This is a genomic window from Mesorhizobium sp. M0621 (genome assembly GCF_040320745.1).
Lineage (GTDB): Bacteria > Pseudomonadota > Alphaproteobacteria > Rhizobiales > Rhizobiaceae > Mesorhizobium.
On the sequence record NZ_JAMYQF010000014.1, the window covers coordinates 46,895 to 65,743 of the forward strand.

The 18,849-nt window shown below is 61.5% G+C and carries 21 protein-coding genes and 1 pseudogene; 18 read left to right on the top strand and 4 right to left on the bottom strand.

Annotated elements, in window-relative coordinates; all coding sequences use genetic code 11:
- The first annotated feature begins 68 nt into the window (after positions 1 to 68).
- The 6 genes from NKI38_RS12550 (at position 69) to NKI38_RS12575 (ending at position 4,408) form a co-directional block, all read left to right on the top strand.
- Positions 69 to 1,103: a cysteine synthase A gene (locus NKI38_RS12550; protein WP_352657904.1), complete on the top strand. Its 1,035-nt coding sequence runs from the start codon at positions 69 to 71 to the stop codon at positions 1,101 to 1,103.
- Positions 1,103 to 1,846, top strand: coding sequence for an alanyl-tRNA editing protein (locus tag NKI38_RS12555; RefSeq protein ID WP_352657907.1), 744 nt, complete (start codon positions 1,103 to 1,105; stop codon positions 1,844 to 1,846). The genes NKI38_RS12550 and NKI38_RS12555 overlap by 1 nt, the downstream gene beginning before the upstream one ends.
- Before the next feature lie 38 nt (positions 1,847 to 1,884).
- On the top strand, positions 1,885 to 2,736 hold the full coding sequence (sseA, locus tag NKI38_RS12560) for a 3-mercaptopyruvate sulfurtransferase (protein ID WP_352657910.1): 852 nt from the start codon (positions 1,885 to 1,887) through the stop codon (positions 2,734 to 2,736).
- Positions 2,737 to 2,741: 5 nt separating this feature from the next.
- A complete protein-coding gene (locus NKI38_RS12565) occupies positions 2,742 to 3,305 on the top strand; it encodes a GNAT family N-acetyltransferase (RefSeq protein ID WP_352657912.1) in 564 nt (187 codons plus the stop codon).
- A gap of 418 nt (positions 3,306 to 3,723) precedes the next feature.
- Positions 3,724 to 4,191, top strand: a complete 468-nt coding sequence (locus tag NKI38_RS12570; RefSeq protein WP_352657915.1) for a DUF1203 domain-containing protein — start codon at positions 3,724 to 3,726, stop codon at positions 4,189 to 4,191.
- 61 nt (positions 4,192 to 4,252) lie between these two features.
- Positions 4,253 to 4,408 carry a hypothetical protein gene (locus tag NKI38_RS12575; protein ID WP_352657918.1) on the top strand — a complete coding sequence of 52 codons (156 nt, stop codon included), beginning with the start codon at positions 4,253 to 4,255 and terminating at the stop codon, positions 4,406 to 4,408.
- Between the two features lie 2 nt (positions 4,409 to 4,410).
- On the opposite strand, the gene ald is transcribed toward NKI38_RS12575, so the two are convergent.
- On the bottom strand, positions 4,411 to 5,526 hold the full coding sequence (ald, locus tag NKI38_RS12580) for an alanine dehydrogenase (protein WP_352657920.1): 1,116 nt from the start codon (positions 5,524 to 5,526) through the stop codon (positions 4,411 to 4,413).
- A 157-nt stretch (positions 5,527 to 5,683) separates the two neighbouring features.
- Here ald and NKI38_RS12585 point away from each other — a divergent pair, with 157 nt between their 5' ends.
- Complete coding sequence (locus NKI38_RS12585) at positions 5,684 to 6,157, top strand: Lrp/AsnC family transcriptional regulator (protein ID WP_010909317.1); 474 nt, start codon at positions 5,684 to 5,686, stop codon at positions 6,155 to 6,157.
- A gap of 140 nt (positions 6,158 to 6,297) precedes the next feature.
- Here the strand turns inward: NKI38_RS12585 and NKI38_RS12590 are convergent, their stop codons facing one another.
- Positions 6,298 to 6,960, bottom strand: coding sequence for a 5-formyltetrahydrofolate cyclo-ligase (locus NKI38_RS12590; RefSeq protein ID WP_352633749.1), 663 nt, complete (start codon positions 6,958 to 6,960; stop codon positions 6,298 to 6,300).
- A 165-nt stretch (positions 6,961 to 7,125) separates the two neighbouring features.
- Between NKI38_RS12590 and NKI38_RS12595 the strand changes: the two genes are divergently transcribed.
- Together NKI38_RS12595 and NKI38_RS12600 are read left to right on the top strand one after the other, a co-directional pair.
- Positions 7,126 to 8,391: an NAD(P)/FAD-dependent oxidoreductase gene (locus NKI38_RS12595; RefSeq protein WP_352657923.1), complete on the top strand. Its 1,266-nt coding sequence runs from the start codon at positions 7,126 to 7,128 to the stop codon at positions 8,389 to 8,391.
- A gap of 210 nt (positions 8,392 to 8,601) precedes the next feature.
- The gene (locus NKI38_RS12600) at positions 8,602 to 10,581 is read left to right on the top strand and encodes a bifunctional 2',3'-cyclic-nucleotide 2'-phosphodiesterase/3'-nucleotidase (RefSeq protein ID WP_352657926.1); all 1,980 of its coding nucleotides are present in this window, start codon (positions 8,602 to 8,604) and stop codon (positions 10,579 to 10,581) included.
- A 47-nt stretch (positions 10,582 to 10,628) separates the two neighbouring features.
- Here NKI38_RS12600 and NKI38_RS12605 read toward each other — a convergent pair whose 3' ends face one another.
- Both NKI38_RS12605 and NKI38_RS12610 read right to left on the bottom strand, forming a co-directional pair.
- Positions 10,629 to 11,885 carry a class I SAM-dependent methyltransferase gene (locus NKI38_RS12605; RefSeq protein ID WP_352657929.1) on the bottom strand — a complete coding sequence of 419 codons (1,257 nt, stop codon included), beginning with the start codon at positions 11,883 to 11,885 and terminating at the stop codon, positions 10,629 to 10,631.
- A 59-nt stretch (positions 11,886 to 11,944) separates the two neighbouring features.
- Positions 11,945 to 12,136 (bottom strand): annotated as a pseudogene (locus tag NKI38_RS12610) (DUF1365 family protein); the annotation flags it as partial.
- Between the two features lie 98 nt (positions 12,137 to 12,234).
- Between NKI38_RS12610 and NKI38_RS12615 the strand changes: the two are divergent.
- The 9 genes from NKI38_RS12615 to pdhA all read left to right on the top strand — a co-directional run bounded on the left by NKI38_RS12615 (position 12,235) and on the right by pdhA (position 18,836).
- Positions 12,235 to 12,369, top strand: a complete 135-nt coding sequence (locus tag NKI38_RS12615) for a hypothetical protein (protein ID WP_352633756.1) — start codon at positions 12,235 to 12,237, stop codon at positions 12,367 to 12,369.
- A 99-nt stretch (positions 12,370 to 12,468) separates the two neighbouring features.
- Positions 12,469 to 12,759 carry a Dabb family protein gene (locus tag NKI38_RS12620; protein WP_352657932.1) on the top strand — a complete coding sequence of 97 codons (291 nt, stop codon included), beginning with the start codon at positions 12,469 to 12,471 and terminating at the stop codon, positions 12,757 to 12,759.
- 110 nt (positions 12,760 to 12,869) lie between these two features.
- Positions 12,870 to 13,760, top strand: coding sequence for a VOC family protein (locus NKI38_RS12625; RefSeq protein ID WP_352657934.1), 891 nt, complete (start codon positions 12,870 to 12,872; stop codon positions 13,758 to 13,760).
- Complete coding sequence (kdsA, locus tag NKI38_RS12630; RefSeq protein WP_352657937.1) at positions 13,757 to 14,602, top strand: 3-deoxy-8-phosphooctulonate synthase; 846 nt, start codon at positions 13,757 to 13,759, stop codon at positions 14,600 to 14,602. Before NKI38_RS12625 ends, kdsA begins: the two co-directional genes overlap by 4 nt.
- Before the next feature lie 95 nt (positions 14,603 to 14,697).
- Complete coding sequence (locus NKI38_RS12635) at positions 14,698 to 14,901, top strand: dodecin family protein (RefSeq protein ID WP_352633763.1); 204 nt, start codon at positions 14,698 to 14,700, stop codon at positions 14,899 to 14,901.
- Between the two features lie 85 nt (positions 14,902 to 14,986).
- Positions 14,987 to 15,352, top strand: a complete 366-nt coding sequence (locus tag NKI38_RS12640; protein WP_352633764.1) for a PRC-barrel domain-containing protein — start codon at positions 14,987 to 14,989, stop codon at positions 15,350 to 15,352.
- A gap of 376 nt (positions 15,353 to 15,728) precedes the next feature.
- Positions 15,729 to 17,003 carry a phosphopyruvate hydratase gene (gene eno / locus NKI38_RS12645; protein WP_352657940.1) on the top strand — a complete coding sequence of 425 codons (1,275 nt, stop codon included), beginning with the start codon at positions 15,729 to 15,731 and terminating at the stop codon, positions 17,001 to 17,003.
- 278 nt (positions 17,004 to 17,281) lie between these two features.
- On the top strand, positions 17,282 to 17,605 hold the full coding sequence (locus NKI38_RS12650; RefSeq protein WP_352657943.1) for an FtsB family cell division protein: 324 nt from the start codon (positions 17,282 to 17,284) through the stop codon (positions 17,603 to 17,605).
- A 193-nt stretch (positions 17,606 to 17,798) separates the two neighbouring features.
- Positions 17,799 to 18,836 carry a pyruvate dehydrogenase (acetyl-transferring) E1 component subunit alpha gene (gene pdhA, locus NKI38_RS12655; protein WP_352633769.1) on the top strand — a complete coding sequence of 346 codons (1,038 nt, stop codon included), beginning with the start codon at positions 17,799 to 17,801 and terminating at the stop codon, positions 18,834 to 18,836.
- Positions 18,837 to 18,849 lie beyond the last annotated feature (13 nt).

Consider the following 18,849-nt stretch of genomic DNA (forward strand, 5'->3'; position numbering starts at 1 on the left):
AAATTCTTGCCTTGAAACCGAAGCTTCGGGTTTCTAGGGTTTCGGCGCACCTACACAAGGAATCCTGAATGCCCCGTTCTGTGATCGACGCGATCGGCAACACGCCTCTGATCCGCCTCAACAAAGCCTCTGAGCAAACCGGCTGCGAGATCCTGGGCAAGGCCGAATTCATGAATCCGGGCCAGTCGGTCAAGGATCGCGCGGGCCTGTTCATCATCCGCGACGCCGAGCAGCGCGGGCTGCTGAAGCCCGGCGGCGTCATCGTCGAGGGAACGGCCGGCAACACCGGCATCGGATTGACGCTGGTTGCAAAGGCGCTCGGCTACCGCACAGTCATCGTCATTCCCGACACGCAGAGCCAGGAAAAGAAGGACACCATCAAACTGCTCGGCGCCGAGCTGATCGAGGTGCCTGCGGTGCCTTACAAGAACCCCAACAATTACGTGAAACTTTCGGGGCGGCTGGCCGAGCAGATGGCGCGGACGGAACCGAATGGCGCTATCTGGGCCAACCAGTTCGACAATGTCGCCAACCGGGACGGCCATATCCGCACCACGGCCGAAGAAATCTGGAACCAGACCGGTGGCAAGGTCGACGGCTTTGTCTCGGCGGTCGGTTCGGGCGGAACGCTGGCCGGCGTCGCTTTCGGGCTAAGGGCGAAAAGCAAGGACGTGAAGATCGCGCTCGCCGATCCGCTGGGTGCCGCGCTCTACTCCTTCTACACCAGCGGCGAGCTGAAGTCCGAAGGCAGCTCGATTACCGAAGGCATCGGCCAGGGGCGTATCACCGCCAATCTCGAAGGGTTCACGCCGGATTTTTCATTCCAGATCCCCGACGAGGATGCGCTGCCGATCGTCTTCGACCTGATCCAGGAAGAAGGCCTCTGCGTCGGCGGCTCGACCGGCATCAACATTGCCGGCGCGATCCGTCTGGCTAGGGAATTAGGCCCCGGCCACACCATCGTGACCATTCTTTGCGACTATGGCACGCGCTATCAATCAAAACTGTTCAATCCGGAATTCCTGCGCGAGAAGCAGCTGCCGGTGCCAGGCTGGATGGAGCTGAAGAGCACGATTTCGGTACCGTTCGAAAAGGTCGTGTGATGGCCCACAAGACACAAGCGCTGTTTCGCGACGACGCCTATCTGCGCACGGCGGAGGCGGCGATCGTTGCCGTCAACGACCGCGGTGCCATCATTCTCGATCGGACGATTTTCTACGCCACGTCGGGCGGCCAACCGGGGGATACCGGTCATCTCGAACGCGGCGACGGCAGCCGTATCGCCATTGCCGCCACCATCACGGGCGAGACCAAGGACGAGATCATCCATGTGCCGGCGCCGGAGCAAGCGGCGCTACAAGTCGGCGAGACAGTGAGGCTGGCGATCAACTGGGAGCGGCGGCATCTTTTGATGCGCATGCATGCAGCCTGCCATCTGCTCACCGTCGTCTGTCCGTTTCCCATCACGGGTGCCGCGGTTTCCGAGGACGACAGCCGTGTCGATTTCGACGCTCCGGACGCCGGCTTCACCAAGGAAGAGGTGACGGCGAGCCTGATAGACCTGGTGCGGGCCGACCACCCGATCTTCACCAGGCTGATCAGCGATGAGGAACTGGCCGCCAACCCCGGCCTGGTCAAATCCAAGAACGTCCGGCCGCCGGTTGGCACCGGCAAGATCCGCCTGGTCTGTATCGGTGACAACGCTTCGGTGGACAGCCAGCCCTGCGGCGGCACCCATGTGAAGAGCACTGGTGAAGTCGGCGAAATCCACATCGGCAAGATCGAGAAGAAGGGCCGCGAAAACCGGCGCTTCCGCATTCGGTTCGGACCGATGCCGGCTAACTGAACAGACAGTGATCGCCCAAAGGCGAGCAGGAGAAAAAAATGGCCGAAGACAGCCCTTTCACCGTCGATGCAGACTGGCTCCAGCAGCGGCTTGGCGAGCCGGGCCTGACGATCATCGATGCGTCCTGGTATCTGCCTGCGCAAAAGCGCGATGCGCGCGGCGAGCATGAGGCGGCGCACATCCCGGGTGCGCGGTTCCTGGATCAGGATGCCGTTTCCGACCCGGATTCGCCACTGCCGCATACGTTGCCGTCGCCGCAGCATTTCGCCCAATATGTCGGCGCCATGGGCGTTTCGGCGGATGACACCATCGTCGTCTATGACGGTCCGGGTTTCTTCTCTGCGCCTCGGGCATGGTGGATGTTCCGGGTGATGGGCGTCTTCCAGACCTATATTCTGGATGGCGGCTTCGATGGCTGGAAAGCCGCCGGCCGGCCGGTAACGGCCGAACCTACCAAGATCGCGCCAAGCGTGTTCCATGCGGATTTCGACGCCGGTCGCGTCGCCAGCCTCGCCGACATGCGCCGGATCGTCGACACCGGGGAAAGCCAGATCGCCGACGCCCGTGGGCCGGGCCGCTTTACCGGCGCCGAGCCCGAACCGCGTGCGGGCATCCGTTCTGGCCATATGCCTGGCGCGCGCAATCTGCCCTATTCAGCGCTGTCGGAAAATGGCGAGCTGTTGTCGAAGGACCGCCTGCGCAAGGTTATCGAGGACGCAGGCATCGATCTGTCGAAACCCATCGTCACCTCATGTGGTTCCGGTGTCACCGCCGCGGTGGTGACGCTGGCGTTGGAAACACTTGGCCACACGAACAACAGGCTTTACGACGGCTCATGGACGGAGTGGGGTGGGCTTTCCGACACGCCTGTCGTGACTGGCAAGGAATGACGGCAATGGAAAACGGCGCGCTGGAAGACATCGAAGTCACGGTGACATTTCTCGAAATGCATGTGCCGCCGGCCTATTTGCCGCCTGTGCCCTACAACCGCCAGGTCGCGCTGCTGAAGACCAAGGACATTCCGCTGCATTTCTACCGCTATCTGATGGACCGGGTGGGGCGCAAATGGCACTGGGTCAATGTGCTGAGACTGGATGATGACGAGCTTTCCGCCGGCATCCACCGCGAGGATCGCGACATCAGGGTGCTTTATCTCGACGGCGCGCCTGCCGGCTTCTTCGATCTCAAGCCGCATCTGCCGGAAGAAGTCGAACTCGCCTATTTCGGCATGATGGAACATGCGACCGGGCAAGGCATTGGCCGCTGGTTCCTCGGCTCCGCGATCGCCGCCGCATGGTCGTACGGGCCGAAGCGGGTGACGGTGCAGACCTGCACGCTCGATCATCCTGCGGCCCTGCCGCTTTATCAGAAGCTCGGCTTTGCACCTGTGGCGCAGAAGAAAGAGACCGTGCATCCGCTGCCTTTCGCCGAACGCTCGGCCAGCGTCATGCGGCCGTGATGCCAGCAGCCGCTTCGACCAGGGCTATTGCATATGGAACTCCTGAGATGTCTGCGCGGCACGGACCCCCACCCCTAACCCCTCCCCACAAGGGGGAGGGAGACTTCCGTTGGTGCTGACCTAGGCGAATCGCCTGTCTTTTCGGCGCCAAAGAAGAATTAAAGGCACGCGGCAGCGTTCCCTCCCCCTTGTGGGGAGGGTTAGGGTGGGGGTCTTCTTCGCAAGAATCCATATGCGATAGCCCTGCCGCTTCGACGACTTTATCCGCTAAACGCGCGAACACCTAAGCCCGGTATTTCAGCTAACGGCCGTGTGGGACCGACAACTGACGGCCGGTCGCTGACACTTGGCAGGAATCGGGTGGGAAGCGATCGCGCGGGCGCATAATCTTCGGTCAACGCCACCGGAGATTTCACCAATGACCATCCAGTTCAAGGCCTTGCCGACCGAAGACGTCAAGGCGCTGCAGCGCGGCGGCCCCGATGCATACGGCCAAACGCCGGAGCGTAAGATTTCCGACGGCGACGGCATGCCTTGCCGGCACTGCCTGAAGAACATCGCCGCCGGCGACGCTTACCTCATTCTGGCCTACCGGCCATTCCCGGAGCTTCAGCCCTATGCCGAAACCGGGCCGATCTTCCTGCATGCCGAAGAATGCAAACGCGCCGCCGGGAGCGAGGCGCTGCCCGAGGTTCTCGAAAGTCCCGACTACATCGTGCGCGGCTATGGCAGGGATGATCGCATCGTCTATGGCAGCGGCGGTGTCATCCCGACTGCGGCGATTACAGCGCGGGCCGAAACCTTGTTCGAACGCAGCGATATCGCCTACGTCCATGTTCGTTCGGCGCGCAACAATTGCTACCAGTGCCGCATCGAACGCGCATGAGGCGCTGAGATTGCAGACAGGACGCTGTCGTACTCCCGTCGCACAGTCGCGATAAAAGCGATTGTCGATCGATTTGCCGACCGCGGATGAACCGGCGGCAGATCTCGATATCGAGGAAGCGGGGCTTTGGCTCCGCTTTTTTGTTTGCCTGCGTGTATCTCCAAAGAAAAAACCCGCCGGTGTGAACCGGCGGGCGAGACTGGAGGTCTTTTTGTGAAATCAGGCGGCCAGAACGGCTTTCGGCTCGACCAGTTCGTAGCCGAGTGCCTCGGCCACCGCCCGGTTGGTGATCTTGCCCTTGTGGACATTGAGGCCGTTGCGCAAATGGTGGTCGTCGACCAGCGCCTTCAGGCCCTTGTCGGCAAGCTGCAGGCCATAGTGAAGCGTCGCGTTGTTGAGCGCGTGGGCCGAGGTGACCGGCACGGCGCCCGGCATGTTGGCGACGCAATAGTGGATGACGCCGTCAACCTCGTAGGTCGGCTCGGCATGGGTGGTGGCGTGCGAGGTCTCGAAGCAGCCGCCCTGGTCGATGGCCACGTCGACCAGCACCGAGCCTTTCTTCATGCCTGAGAGCATTTCGCGCGAAACCAGCTTCGGCGCCGCAGCGCCCGGGATCAGCACGGCGCCGACGACGATATCGGCCGAAAAGCACTCTTCTTCGAGCGCTTCGACCGTCGAGTAGCGGGTGTGGACGCGGCCGGCGAAGAGGTCGTCGAGCTGACGCAGGCGCGGGATCGAGCGGTCGATGATGGTGACATCGGCGCCAAGCCCCGCCGCCATCCGGGCAGCGTGTAGCCCAACGACGCCGCCCCCAAGCACGGTGACCTTGCCGGGCAGCACGCCGGGCACGCCGCCGAGCAGCACGCCGCGGCCGCCATTGGCTTTCTGCAGCGCCGTGGCGCCGGCCTGGATCGACAGGCGTCCGGCAACTTCAGACATCGGCGCCAGCAGCGGCAGGCCGCCGCGATCGTCGGTCACGGTCTCGTAGGCGATCGCGGTCACGCCGGAAGCGAGCAGGCCTTTGGTCTGCTCCGGATCCGGAGCAAGATGAAGATAGGTGTACAGGATCTGGCCTTCGCGAAGCTGCGCCCATTCGCTGGGCTGCGGCTCCTTGACCTTGACGATCATGTCCGACTTGGCGAACACGTCGGCGGCGGTCTTAGCAATCGTGGCGCCGGCGGCGCGATAGGCGTTGTCGTCGGCGCCGATGCCGGCCCCGGCGCCGGTCTCGACCAGCACTTCATGGCCATGGGCGACATACTCGCGGACCGAGCCGGGTGTGAGGCCGACGCGATATTCGTGGTTCTTGATTTCCTTGGGGCAGCCGACGCGCATTTTTCTTCTCCTGATCCGGCCCTTTTGGGCTCGTTCCCTGTATTGCTGGAGTGAACCACGAATCGGTGCGCAGGTGTTTGCGAATGCGCTTGCGCCAGCGGGCGTGTTTCGATAATCGTTGCGCGAAATAGCAGGATATTCGCAGGATTCACGAAAAATGCCGCTCGACAGGATTGATATCGCCATTCTTGAGACCTTGCAGAAGGATGGCCGGATACCCAATGCAGCACTTGCCGAGAAGGTTGGCCTGTCGCAGTCGGCCTGTTCGCGCCGGCTCGACAATCTGGAGAAATCCGGCACCATCCGCGGCTACCATGCCCGGCTTTCCAATGCCGCACTTGGCCACCAGATGACGGCGATCGTGCACATATCCCTGTCGGGACAATTCGAGAAGACGCTGTCGGATTTCGAGGCGGCGATCAAGCGCTGTCCAAACGTGCTGTCCTGCCATCTGATGTCTGGCGAATACGATTATATTTTGAGGATCGCGGCAAAGGATCTCGTCGACTATGAGCGCATCCACAAGGAATGGCTGTCGGCGATGCCGCATGTGACCAAGATCAACTCGTCTTTTGCACTACGCGAAATCGTCGACCGCACGGCCATGGGCATGAAGCCGGAAATGGCCTGAGCTGTGTCGATATTCAGGTGATGCCGGCCTGCAAACAGCAGTTTCCTGTGCTTCCGGTACTCACGGACCCAAACGTCCGCTCCGTTCCGGTTCTCGGAACCCGCCATTCTCGACTCGGCCTGACCTGAACCTCAATACAGCTAACCGATCTTGAATGCCTCGATCACGATCCGATCCATCGGGATATCGTGCGGCTGCGGGTAGATGGTGGCGATGCGCTGCAGTTCGTAGCCGACGCCGATGACCAGGGGCTTGAACGGCATCGCGGCCAGCGTGCGGTCGAAGAAGCCCCCGCCATAGCCCAGGCGGTAGTTTTGGGGATCGATGCCGACGATCGGTGAGATGACGATATCCGGCAACACCGGATCGCCCTCGGCTGGGATCGGGATGTTCCAGACGCCTTTCTCCAGCCGATCGCCCGGCGCGTAGGCGCGAAAGATCAACGGATGCCCTTTCTCGACAACGACGGGCAGGGCGGTGCGGCCGCCGCGTGCATTGATGGACGCCATCCATGGCCGCAGATCCGGCTCGCCGCGAAACGGCCAGTAGAGACTGACCATACGGCCGGCGATCTTGCCAATGATCGCGTCGAGACCTTCGGCGATCCGCTGCGACATTGCCGTTCGCGCGTCGGCCGAGACGGCAAGGCGGGCCGCGATCAGGCGTTCGCGCTCGGCCTTGCGCCAGCGTCTCACATCGGTCCAGTCGCTCGACGGCGCACGAAACTCCGGATCGAGTTCATGCATGAAGCAGGGCGGCGAAGAATACTGCGCCGGAGCGTCGTCGTCTTGATCGTTGGCCATGCCTCACCTCATCGCGTATTCGATGACGCTATACCTCGCCATACGATACAACATGTGCATTCACGACATGGAACGACGAGTCTCGGGCACCGGCCTTCTGTTGCTGCATTGCACAAAAGTACCTACATCGAAGGCAGGCAATTTTGCTCGCCAGGGTGAATTGAGATGAACCAAGCCAGCCATCATGTCGTCGTCGTCGGCGCGGGTTTCGGCGGTCTCGAATTCACACGTGCGCTTGGCGGCGCGCCGGTGCGCATCACCATGATCGACAAGCGCAACCATCACCTCTTCCAGCCGCTGCTTTACCAGGTGGCAACCACGGCGCTGGCGACGTCCGAGATTGCCTGGCCGGTCCGCCATCTCCTGCGCAAGCGCGAGGATGTGACGACGTTGCTCGCCAATGTCGTCGGCATCGATCGAGACGGCAAAAATGTCCTGCTCGATGATGGCAGCACGGTCGGCTATGACACGCTGCTGCTCGCCACCGGTGCCCGCCATGCCTATTTCGGCCATGACGAATGGGAACCTTTCGCGCCGGGCCTGAAAACGCTGGAGGACGCCACCACGGTTCGACGGCGCATTCTTCTGGCCTTCGAGCAGGCCGAGCGGGAGACCGATCCCGCCAAGCGCCAGGCGCTGCTGACCATCGCGATCGTCGGTGGCGGGCCGACCGGCGTCGAGCTTGCCGGCACCATCGTCGAACTTGCGCATGACACGCTGCACGGCGAGTTCCGCAATATCGATACGCGCGACACGCGCGTGGTGCTGATCGAGGCCGGCGACCGTATTCTGGCCAATTTCGCACCGAAGCTTTCCGACTATGCCTCGAAGGCGCTCGAGCGGCTCGGCGTGACGGTCGAACTCGGCCGGGCTGTCACGCGTTGCGACGCCGAGGGCGTCGTCTTCGGCGACAAGCATCTGGCGGCGAAGACAATCCTGTGGGCGGCAGGCGTTGCCGCTTCACCGGCCGCCGAATGGCTCGGAGCGGCGGCCGACCGGGCGGGCAGGGTGCTGGTCGAGCCTGACTTGAGCGTGCCTGGCAGCCCGGAGATTTTCGTCATCGGCGATGCCGCTCATGTTCTGCAGCCGGACGGGCGGCCCGTTCCCGGAGTAGCACCAGCCGCCAAGCAGCAGGGCCGGCATGTTGCCGCCACGCTGAGGGCGCGGCTTGCCGGCGACACCAGTCCGCGGCCGTTCCGCTACCGGCATGACGGCGATCTCGCCACGATCGGCAAGCGCGCCGCGGTGATCGATTTCGGCTGGATCAAGCTGACCGGCTGGGCGGCCTGGTGGCTGTGGGGAGTAGCCCACATCTATTTCCTGATCGGCTTTCGCAACCGGCTTGCGGTTTCGTTGAGCTGGCTGTGGATCTACGCGACGGGCCAGCGCAGCGCGCGACTGATCACCCAGGGCGACGACGACAAGGGCTGATTTCTTCACCCGGAACCAGTCATCCGCACGTCATCTGTTACTGTTCGACTGATGTTCGATAGCGCAACTTCTTGAATGGACTCGGATGAGTTTCAGCGCGAAGTTCGCTTCGGGCAGGGCTGGGTATGATCCCGAAAAGTGGGAACCGGTTTTCGGAAAAAGATCATGCTCCAACAGACAGACTCTTGTCACGTCGTCGAAGGAGAAAACATGTCGCAACTGCTCCATTCCGTATCCCGCCGCGATCTCCTTGCGGGCGTCGCCGCCGCAGGGGCACTGATCATGCTGCATCCGTTCTCCGCCCGCGCTCAAGGTAACCAGGCCCATCTTCGGATCATGGAAACCACCGACATCCATGTGAACGTTCTGCCTTACGACTACTACGCCGACAAAACGAACGACACGCTGGGCCTGTCGCGCACGGCTTCTCTCATCGATGCGGTGCGCAAGGAGGCGGTCAATTCGATGCTGATCGACAATGGCGACCTGCTGCAGGGCAATCCGATGGGCGACTACATCGCCTATGAGAAGGGGCTGAAGGACGGCGACCTGCATCCGATCATGAAAGGCATGAACCTGCTCGGCTACGAGTGCTCGACGCTCGGCAATCACGAGTTCAACTACGGCCTGTCGTTCCTGGACAAAGTGCTGGCCGGCGCCAATTTTCCCTTCGTCTGCGCCAATTTGATCCGCGGCACCGAACTTGCCGCGAACCCGCGCGACGACAAGCTCTATCTGAAGCCCTACGTCATCCTCGACAAGAAGATCAAAGACGGCTCGGGCGCCGAGCAGCCGATCAGGATCGGCATCATCGGCTTCGTGCCGCCGCAGATCATGGTTTGGGATCTCAAGAACCTGGAAGGCAACGTCAAGACGCGCGACATCGTCGAGGCGGCCAAGGCCTGGGTGCCACAGATGAAGGAGGAGGGCGCCGACATCGTCATTGCGCTCTCGCATTCCGGCATCGACGTGAAGCAGGGCGACATGATGGAGAACGCCTCGTTCTTCGTCGCCGGTGTCGACGGCATCGATGCGGTGTTCACGGGTCACCAGCATCTGGTGTTCCCCGGCAAGAAGGATTTCCAGTCGCTTGAGGGCGTCGATACGCAAAAAGGCACGCTGCAGGGCAAGCCCGCCGTCATGGGCGGCTTCTGGGGCTCGCATATGGGGCTGGTCGACCTGATGCTGGAACGCGACGGTTCGAAATGGAAGGTCGTTTCAGCCACCTCCGAAGCGCGGCCGATCTTCGAACGCGTCGACAACAAGAACAAGCCGACCGTCCCGGACGACAAGCGCATCATCGCGGCACTCGAACAGGACCACCAGGCGACACTGGCCTATGTGCGTCGTCCGGTCGGCAAGACCTCCGCTCCGCTCTATTCCTATTTCGCGCTGGTCGCCGACGATCCGTCGGTGCAGGTCGTCAGCCAGGCGCAGACCTGGTACCTCAGGGATATTCTGAAGAACACGCAATGGAAGGATGTGCCGCTGCTGTCGGCGGCCGCTCCCTTCAAGGCCGGCGGACGCAACGGTGCCGACTACTATACCGACGTGCCGGCGGGCGACATCGCCATCAAGAACGTTGCCGACCTCTATCTCTACCCCAACACCGTGCGTGCGGTCGAAATCACCGGGGCTGAGGTCAAGGAATGGCTGGAAATGTCGGCCGGTATCTTCAACCGGATCGAGGCAGGGAAGGCCGACCAGGCCCTCATCAACACCGACTTCCCGTCCTACAATTTCGACGTCATCGACGGCGTCACCTACAAAATCGACCTGTCGCAGCCGCCAAAATACGATGCCAAGGGCGGGCTGGCGAATGCCGGTGCCAACCGGATCGTCGACTTGATGTTCGACGAAAAACCGATTGATCCCAAACAGAAATTCGTCGTCGCGACCAACAACTACCGTGCCGGCGGCGGTGGCAATTTCCCTGACATCAATGCTTCGAAGATCATCTACGAAGCGCCGGACACCAATCGCGATGTCATCGTTCGCTATATCGTCGGCGAGGGCACGATCAACCCGTCGGCGGACGACAACTGGTCGTTCGTGCCGCTGCCTGGAACCAGCGCCGTGTTCGAAACCGGCGCCAGGGCCAAGGATTTCATTGCGCAGGTGAAATCGCTGAAGGTCGAACCGGCGGGCGAGGGCGAGGCAGGCTTCGCGAAATACCGCATCCTTCTCTGATCACTACTATTCGAAGCTCGATTCCACGCCGTCACGACGGCGTGGATCTACGCCTTGTAGACGACCTGGCGAACATCGATGTAGCTGGCGCGGAATCCGGCCTCGCAATAGTGCAGGTAGAATTCCCAGAGCTTCTTGAAGCGGTCGTCGAAACCGAGCGGGACGATCTTCTCCCATGACGCCCAGAACCGGTGGCGCCATTCGGCGAGCGTGCGGGCATAGTCGTCGGGAAACACGCGTTCGCGCAGATGGGCGAGGCCATGATCCTTGCCCAGTGCCTTCAGGATCGACGGCGTCGGCAGCATGCCACCGGGGAACACGTAGCGCTGAATGAAATCCGGCCTTGCGCGATAGGTGTCGTAAGAAGCTTCGTTGATGGTGATGATCTGCAGGCCAGCGGTGCCGCCGGGTTTCAGGCAGGCCTTCATTTTGCTGAAGAACACTGGCCAGTATTTCTCGCCGACCGCCTCGAACATCTCGATCGAGGCGATGCGGTCATAGGTGCCGGTTTCGTCGCGATAATCCTGCAGCTTGATGTCGACCTTGTCGGCAAGCCCGGCCTTGGCGATGCGCGCCTTAGCGAAATCGTGCTGCTCGCGGCTGATCGTCAGCCCGGTCACCCGACAACCGATCTCGCGCGCCGCGAATTCGGCGAAGCCGCCCCAACCGCAGCCGATTTCCAGCACATGATCCTTCGGGCCGATCCCGATATCCTTTGCCAGTGCGCGATATTTGGCGGCCTGACCGCTTTCCAGGTCGTTGGCACCGGTCGTGTAGAGCGCCGAGGAATAGGTCATGCTTGGATCGAGCCATTCCTTGTAGAAGGCGTTGCCGAGGTCGTAATGCGCCGAGATGTTGCGCTTCGAGCCGGTGCGTGTGTTCTGGTTGAACCAGTGGCGGATGCGCTGGACGGTGTTGATGAGCCAGCTGGTGCCACCCGCGATACGCTCGCCGATGGCCGAATTGATCACGAACAGCTCCAGGAAGCTGGTCACGTCAGGGCTATCCCAATCGCCGTCCATGTAGGATTCGGCAACGCCGATCGTGCCGCCGGAAAAGGCGCGGCCGGGCAGTCGCCAGTTCTTGAGCACCAGTTCGGCGTCCGGGCCGGGTCCCTTGCCGCCGACGAGGACGGCGCGGCCGTCCGGCATCCTGACCTTGAGCGAACCGCGCGGCAGGTTCATCGCCGCCGACAGCACCATGCGCGCCTTGGCCGGCAAACCCTTGACGATCTCGGCGAAATTGAATTCGTCGAGCCTGATCGCGTCGCTCAACGCCAAACCATGATGTTCCTTGTGTGCCATCTCACGCCCCTGGACTTCCGCAGTGCCGGCGCAAATTGCCGAGCCCCGGTTCTCGCGGTTCATTCGCCAGGTTCGAACGCCGTTGCCTGATCCCAGGTGCTGACCGGTTCTGCGATCGGCGGTCTCGAACGAAAGCGCGCGCCCCTGTTTCGCCTGAGCTTCAGCGCTTCCCGGTGAATCCCTGCGACAATGTTCCACGTCATGAGGGGGAAGTTCAAGAGGCAGGCCACAAGCTGGGCTGTGCCAACTGGGTTGCTCTCGCCGACCTAGGTCTGCCTTTTGCACAGCAAAGGCCGAAGGCGCCCAAAACGCCTATGGCTGCGGCATTACTTGTGCGATAGATTTAGCCATGCGTTATGTAGTCGTCATTGCCGCCATCGCGTTTTTCCTGATCTGGGATGGCATGTACAATCAGGGCCGGTATCTGGACTCCACGGTGAGGGGTGCCACGCACGTCGTGCGGTCCGTCACCAGCTATATCTAGTGTCCATTCGAACGACCGGCAGCCGCGACATCCTTGTCGATTGACGCCACGGTCCTGCCGTCACAAAAGACCTCCGGCATTTAGATCGAGGAGGCGGCGTTGATCCGGCATATCGTTTTCTTCAGCGCGCGGCGCAAGGAGGATGTGGAGGCGGTGCGCACGGGCCTGCTGGCGCTCGGCAACATTCCTCATTCCAGCCTTTTCGAGGTCACGCTCAACACCAAGGTCGACCCGCTGTCGGACGAGATCGACGTGGTTGTCTATGCGGAATTCGCCGATGACGCAGCGCTGGCCGCCTACAAGGCGCACCCGCTCTATGCGCAGACCACCAGCAAGGTCAAACCAATGCGCGAACTGCGCTACTCCGCCGATGTCGTCGCGGGGAGCTGATCGAGACCACGTTCCGGCCTTTTTCGACCCACCATGAAATAGCCGGCGGACCGGCGGGGATTGCGATCAAGTCTTGAACCGATTTGCGGAATGATGCACATCGCGCCTGCATGACCCGAACCGTAGCTGCTCGCACTCATCCGCTCGATCATCTGGTGCTGCCCGCGCAGAACCTAGACGTGGCGCGAGCCCGGCTCACCACGCTCGGCTTTGTCGTTGCGCCGACCGGGATCCATCCCTTCGGAACGGAAAACTGCTGTGTGTTCCTCGCCGACGGCACCTATCTCGAACCGCTCGCAATCGGTGATGAACAGGCCGCGACGACGGCCATTGCCGATGGCAATGTGTTCGTCGCGCGCGATCGGCTCTATCGCGACAACCGTGGCGACGAGGGGTTTTCGGCCATTGTTCTTGCCACCGACAATGCCGACGCAGACCATGCGCGCTATCTCGAAGCCGGCATCTCGGCGGGAGACATGCTGAGCTTCTCGCGCGCCTTCACGGACACGGCGGGCAAAAGCGACATCGCATCCTTCAAGCTCGTCTTCGCGGCGGGAGCCGGGGCCACGGACGCATTCCTGTTTGCCTGCGAGCGGGTCAACGCGCCTGATGTGGACCGCACGGCTTTGCAGGCGCATGCCAATGGCGCCGCCGGAATTGTCGAGATCGTGGCGGTCAGCGACCAACTTGCCGAACAGCATGGATTGATTTCGGTGGCGGTGGAGGATCCGACTGCCGATGGCCAGGGCGGCACGTTTCACTTGCCGAACGCAAGTTTGATCGTGCTCGACCCCGCGTCTTTCACCGCGCGTTTTGGCCTGCATGCCGGCGCGCCGACAGACCTTCGCTTCGCCGCGGTCGTCTTTTCGGTCCGGAGCGCCGATGTCACATCGCGGCTGCTTGCAGCCAATTCCATCAAACACGATATAGCGGGCAATGATATTGTCGTGCAGCCTGCACCCGGACAGGGCGCGGCTTTCATCTTCCGGGAGATCCCATGAGCAAAGCCCTGGCGCCCAATTCGTCGGTAACCGTCGGCAATGTCGTCTTCGACAACAATGCAGCCTTGGCGCTGATCGCTGGCCCTTGCCAGTTTGAATCGCGCCAGCATGCCTTCGACATGGCTGGCGCGCTGAAGGAACTGACCGGCAAGCTCGGCATAGGCCTCGTCTACAAGACCAGCTACGACAAGGCCAACCGCACCTCGCTGTCGGCGACACGCGGCGCCGGCATGGATGCGGCACTTCCCGTCTTCGACGAACTGCGGAAGGCATTTTCGCTCCCCGTGCTGACCGATGTCCACACCGAGGAACAGTGCGCGATCATCGCGCCGCATGTCGACGTCCTGCAGATCCCGGCTTTCCTGTCGCGTCAGACCGACATGCTGGTCGCCGCGGCGAAAACCGGCAAGGTGATCAACGTAAAGAAGGGGCAGTTCCTTGCCCCCTGGGACATGAAGAACGTCGTCGCCAAGATCACCGGCTCCGGCAACGCCAATGTGCTGACCACCGAGCGCGGCGCCTCCTTCGGCTACAACACGCTGGTGTCAGATATGCGCGCCCTGCCTGTCATGGCCGAGATCGGCGCGCCGGTGATCTTCGACGCCACGCATTCGGTGCAGCAGCCGGGCGGGCAAGGCGGTTCCTCGGGCGGCGAGCGCCGCTTTGTCGAAACTCTGGCCCGCGCCGCCGTCGCTGTCGGTGTTGCCGGCGTGTTCATCGAGACCCATCAGGATCCGGATAATTCGACCTCTTCCGACGGCCCGAACATGCTGCCGCTGAAGGACATGCCAGCCCTGCTCGAGCGGCTGATGGCATTCGATCGCATCGCCAAGGGTCACTAAGCCAGGCCCATCCTCTGCCGACTGTCGGCGCTTGTGATCGGCATAAGCCGGCTGTACGCTTGCCCGGCAAATGAGCGTTTTGGCAGGAGGAAGCCATGTCCGTCGCCCGCGTCACCGAAATCACCTCGTCGTCGAACAAGAGCTTTCAGGACGCCATCGAACAGGGGATTGCACGCGCATCGAAAACCCTGAAGAACGTCGAAGGCGCCTGGATCCAGGACCAGAAGATCGTCGTCGAGAACGGCAAGATTACCGCCTATCGCGTCAACATGAAGGTCACTTTCATCCTCGCGGAGTGACCGGCCCGCCGGCGAAAAAAGTCGGGAACCTTCGCCCGCGCCCCTCATTGTCCAAGCAGAGTTCAACGACAATGAGGAGGATATCATGACCACCCAGACAGGCCACACCGAAGCCATCGCGGCCTCGCGAGTCATCGGCACGTCGGTCTACAACACCGAAGGCAGGAGCATCGGCAGCATCCAGGACGTCATGCTCGACAAGATGTCGAACGGCATCATGTTCGCAGTGATCGGTTTTGGCGGCTTCCTCGGCATCGGCGAGAAGTATCACGCGATACCATGGGCAAGCCTCGACTATGACGAAGACAGGGGCGGCTATGTCGTACCGTTCTCCAAGGAGCAGCTGAAGGCAGCCCCCGCCTATTCGATCAACGAACTGGCCGGGGCGGATGGTGAGACCGCTCGCGACGCATCCTACGACTACTACAAGGTCACGCCTTACTGGCACTGACGATCCAAACAAAATGGCCCCGTCGAGACGGGGCCATTTTGTTTGATGCGGCAGCTATTTGCTGATGTGCAAGGGGGCCATCGCCTTGGGCGGCGACTGCTGGTTGTCGCACGACGTCAGGAACGCAGCCGCGATCAGGAACAGACTCACGATACCACTCAACTGGGACATGGCGAAACTCCTCCTGTTTCGCCCCGCGCACCCGCACCTTAGCCGGAAGCCGCTCTGCCGTACATGACTTATGGTGACAGCGATTTGCGCTTCGTGAATCGTTGGGGGTTGACGCCCGGCAATAATTGCGAGCCGGCCGATTGCCTTTTACGGCACTTTGGCTAAGACGTGCGCGACATCAATCAGATCAATCGAGGACATCGCAATGACCGCCATCATCGACATTGTCGGGCGTGAAATCCTGGACAGCCGTGGAAATCCGACCGTCGAGGTCGATGTCATTCTCGAAGACGGCTCGATGGGCCGCGCGGCGGTGCCGTCAGGTGCTTCGACCGGAGCCCACGAGGCCGTCGAACTGCGCGACGGTGGTGCCCGCTATCTCGGCAAGGGCGTGCTCAAGGCGGTTGAGGCGGTCAACGGCGAGCTGTTCGAGGCCATCGGCGGCATGGAAGCCGAAAACCAGATCCATATCGACCAGACCATGATCGAGCTTGACGGCACGCCCAACAAGAGCCGCCTCGGCGCCAACGCCATTCTCGGCGTGTCGCTGGCGGTGGCGAAGGCCGCGGCCGAAGCCGCCGGCCTGCCGCTCTACCGCTACGTCGGCGGCACCAAAGCGCATCTCCTGCCGGTGCCGATGATGAACATCATCAATGGCGGCGCGCATGCCGACAACCCGATCGACTTCCAGGAATTCATGATCCTGCCGATCGGCGCGCCGACGCTGCGCGAAGGCGTTCGCTGGGGTTCGGAAATCTTCCACACGCTGCGCAAGAAGCTGAAGGACGCCGGCCACAACACCAATGTCGGTGACGAGGGCGGCTTTGCCCCGAATTTGAAAAGCGCGCCGGTGGCGCTCGATTTCATCATGGAATCGATCGAGCAGGCCGGCTTCAAGCCGGGCGAGGAGATCGCGCTCGGCCTCGATTGCGCCGCGACCGAGTTCTTCAAGGACGGCAATTACGTCTATGAAGGCGAGAAGAAGACGCGCGACCCCAAGGCCCAGGCCAAGTACCTGGCCAAGCTTGCCGCCGACTATCCGATCATCTCGATCGAGGACGGCCTTGCCGAGGACGATTGGGAAGGCTGGAAGTACCTGACCGATCTGATCGGCAAGAAGACCCAGCTGGTCGGCGACGATTTGTTCGTCACCAACACCGCACGGCTGCGCGACGGCATCCGCATGGGTGTTGCCAATTCGATCCTGGTCAAGGTCAACCAGATCGGTTCGCTGACGGAAACGCTCGACGCCGTCGAGACCGCGCACAAGGCCGGCTACACCGCCGTCATGTCGCACCGTTCGGGCGAAACCGAGGATTCGACCATTGCCGATCTCGCCGTTGCCACCAATTGCGGACAGATCAAGACCGGCTCGCTGTCGCGCTCGGACCGCATGGCCAAGTACAACCAGCTGATCCGCATCGAGGAAGAGCTCGGCAAGCAGGCAAGCTATGCCGGCAAGTCGGTGGTCAAGGGCTGATCCGGAAACACTCTAACGTCGGATATCGGGTGAAAGGGCGGGAGCATTCCCGCCCTTTTTCATTTCGACGGGCGCCAAGCCGGTCATCCGTAACCGTCCGTTAAGCACAATCGGGCGAAAAAGATCGTGAGCCGCCTGAGTTCGCGGGCTAGAGCCGGATGATTCCAGGTCTGTTCGACCCGAAATCTGAATCCGACTCTAAATCAAAGAGATAGAGCATGATGTCGTCCGAAAACCGCTTCACACTTTTCGGCATCATGCTCTAGAGGAATCGGACGATGTGGACGCGTCAGCACAAGCAGAGAAACACCGGCCGGCTGATCATCCCATCGCTCTGCGCGGCGTTTTTGGCCTATTTCGGCTTTCATGCCTATCACGGCGAATTCGGCATCTACTCGAAATACCAGCTGGAAGCCCAGACGGTTGCGCTGCAACGCCAGCTCGATGCGATCAAGGCGCGCCGCATGGAACTCGAACGGCGTGTTCGGCTCATGCATGAAGGCACGCTGGAGAAGGACATGCTCGACGAGCAGGCGCGCAAGGCGCTCAATCTGTCCCAGGCTGATGAAATCACCATCATGTTGCCCGCTTCGACGAAATAACTGATATCAAGTTAATCACCAATATTTTCAATGATTTTAATCGCTTAGGTGCATGCCAGCTATGCAAATTCGGCATGGCGCAACGCTCTTACGCGTGTTAGCTTCCCATAAATCGGTGGGGAGGAGCTGATCTCCCCAGAGCAGATTTCATCTGCTCTAATGTCCACAAAGAGACGCCAACAGGGAGTGATGCATGGCCACCGCCGCCAGAAAAGCGCCTGCCAAATCCAAATCCGACGGCAAATCGGGGCTTTCGGCCCCCAAACCTGCCGAATTCACCAAGGACGAAGAGCTTGCCGCCTACCGGCACATGCTGCTCATCCGCCGTTTCGAGGAAAAGGCCGGCCAGCTTTACGGCATGGGCTTCATCGGTGGCTTCTGTCACCTCTATATCGGCCAGGAAGCTGTCGTCACCGGCATGAAGATGGCGCTGATCGACGGCGACCAGATGATCACCGCCTATCGCGACCACGGCCACATGCTGGCGATGGAACTGTCGCCGCGCGGCGTCATGGCCGAGTTGACCGGGCGTCGTGGCGGCCTGTCACGGGGCAAGGGCGGCTCCATGCACATGTTCTCCAAGGAAAAGCACTTTTACGGCGGCCACGGCATCGTCGGCGCGCAGGTGTCGCTCGGCACCGGGCTGGCCTTCGCCAACCGCTACCGCGACAACAACAATGTCTCGCTGACCTATTTCGGCGACGGTGCGGCCAACCAGGGCCAGGTCTATGAAAGCTTCAACATGGCCTCGCTGTGGAAGCTGCCGGTGATCTACATCATCGAGAACAACCGCTATGCCATGGGCACCTCGGTTTCGCGCTCCTCGGCGGAAACCAATTTTTCGCATCGCGGCGCCTCGTTCAAGATCCCCGGCATCCAGGTCGACGGCATGGATGTCCGCGCCGTGAAGGCTGCGGGCGACCAGGCGACGGAGTGGTGTCGCGCCGGCAACGGGCCGATCATTCTCGAAATGCAGACCTATCGTTATCGCGGTCACTCGATGTCCGACCCGGCGAAATACCGCTCCAAGGAAGAAGTGCAGAAGATGCGCTCGGACCATGACCCGATCGAGCAGGTCAAGGCGCGGCTGACCGGGAAGAAGTGGGCGACCGAAGACGAGCTCAAGGCCATCGACAAGGAAGTCCGCGACGTCGTCGCGGACGCCGCAGAATTTGCCCAGCACGACGCGGAGCCGGATCCGTCCGAGCTCTGGACCGATATCGTACTGTAAGGGAGGGCAAGGA

What these genes read in the sequence shown, in the direction of transcription:
- pdhA (WP_352633769.1), top strand. Translation starts at nt 17,799, where the DNA reads ATGGCCACCGCCGCCAGAAAAGCGCCTGCCAAATCCAAATCCGACGGC.
- NKI38_RS12640 (WP_352633764.1), top strand. Translation starts at nt 14,987, where the DNA reads ATGACCACCCAGACAGGCCACACCGAAGCCATCGCGGCCTCGCGAGTC.
- NKI38_RS12565 (WP_352657912.1), top strand. Translation starts at nt 2,742, where the DNA reads ATGGAAAACGGCGCGCTGGAAGACATCGAAGTCACGGTGACATTTCTC.
- NKI38_RS12570 (WP_352657915.1), top strand. Translation starts at nt 3,724, where the DNA reads ATGACCATCCAGTTCAAGGCCTTGCCGACCGAAGACGTCAAGGCGCTG.
- NKI38_RS12555 (WP_352657907.1), top strand. Translation starts at nt 1,103, where the DNA reads ATGGCCCACAAGACACAAGCGCTGTTTCGCGACGACGCCTATCTGCGC.
- eno (WP_352657940.1), top strand. Translation starts at nt 15,729, where the DNA reads ATGACCGCCATCATCGACATTGTCGGGCGTGAAATCCTGGACAGCCGT.
- NKI38_RS12615 (WP_352633756.1), top strand. Translation starts at nt 12,235, where the DNA reads ATGCGTTATGTAGTCGTCATTGCCGCCATCGCGTTTTTCCTGATCTGG.
- NKI38_RS12550 (WP_352657904.1), top strand. Translation starts at nt 69, where the DNA reads ATGCCCCGTTCTGTGATCGACGCGATCGGCAACACGCCTCTGATCCGC.
- NKI38_RS12605 (WP_352657929.1), bottom strand. Translation starts at nt 11,885, where the DNA reads ATGGCACACAAGGAACATCATGGTTTGGCGTTGAGCGACGCGATCAGG.
- kdsA (WP_352657937.1), top strand. Translation starts at nt 13,757, where the DNA reads ATGAGCAAAGCCCTGGCGCCCAATTCGTCGGTAACCGTCGGCAATGTC.
- NKI38_RS12595 (WP_352657923.1), top strand. Translation starts at nt 7,126, where the DNA reads ATGAACCAAGCCAGCCATCATGTCGTCGTCGTCGGCGCGGGTTTCGGC.
- sseA (WP_352657910.1), top strand. Translation starts at nt 1,885, where the DNA reads ATGGCCGAAGACAGCCCTTTCACCGTCGATGCAGACTGGCTCCAGCAG.
- NKI38_RS12635 (WP_352633763.1), top strand. Translation starts at nt 14,698, where the DNA reads ATGTCCGTCGCCCGCGTCACCGAAATCACCTCGTCGTCGAACAAGAGC.
- NKI38_RS12650 (WP_352657943.1), top strand. Translation starts at nt 17,282, where the DNA reads ATGTGGACGCGTCAGCACAAGCAGAGAAACACCGGCCGGCTGATCATC.
- NKI38_RS12590 (WP_352633749.1), bottom strand. Translation starts at nt 6,960, where the DNA reads ATGGCCAACGATCAAGACGACGACGCTCCGGCGCAGTATTCTTCGCCG.
- NKI38_RS12625 (WP_352657934.1), top strand. Translation starts at nt 12,870, where the DNA reads ATGACCCGAACCGTAGCTGCTCGCACTCATCCGCTCGATCATCTGGTG.
- NKI38_RS12585 (WP_010909317.1), top strand. Translation starts at nt 5,684, where the DNA reads ATGCCGCTCGACAGGATTGATATCGCCATTCTTGAGACCTTGCAGAAG.
- NKI38_RS12600 (WP_352657926.1), top strand. Translation starts at nt 8,602, where the DNA reads ATGTCGCAACTGCTCCATTCCGTATCCCGCCGCGATCTCCTTGCGGGC.
- ald (WP_352657920.1), bottom strand. Translation starts at nt 5,526, where the DNA reads ATGCGCGTCGGCTGCCCCAAGGAAATCAAGAACCACGAATATCGCGTC.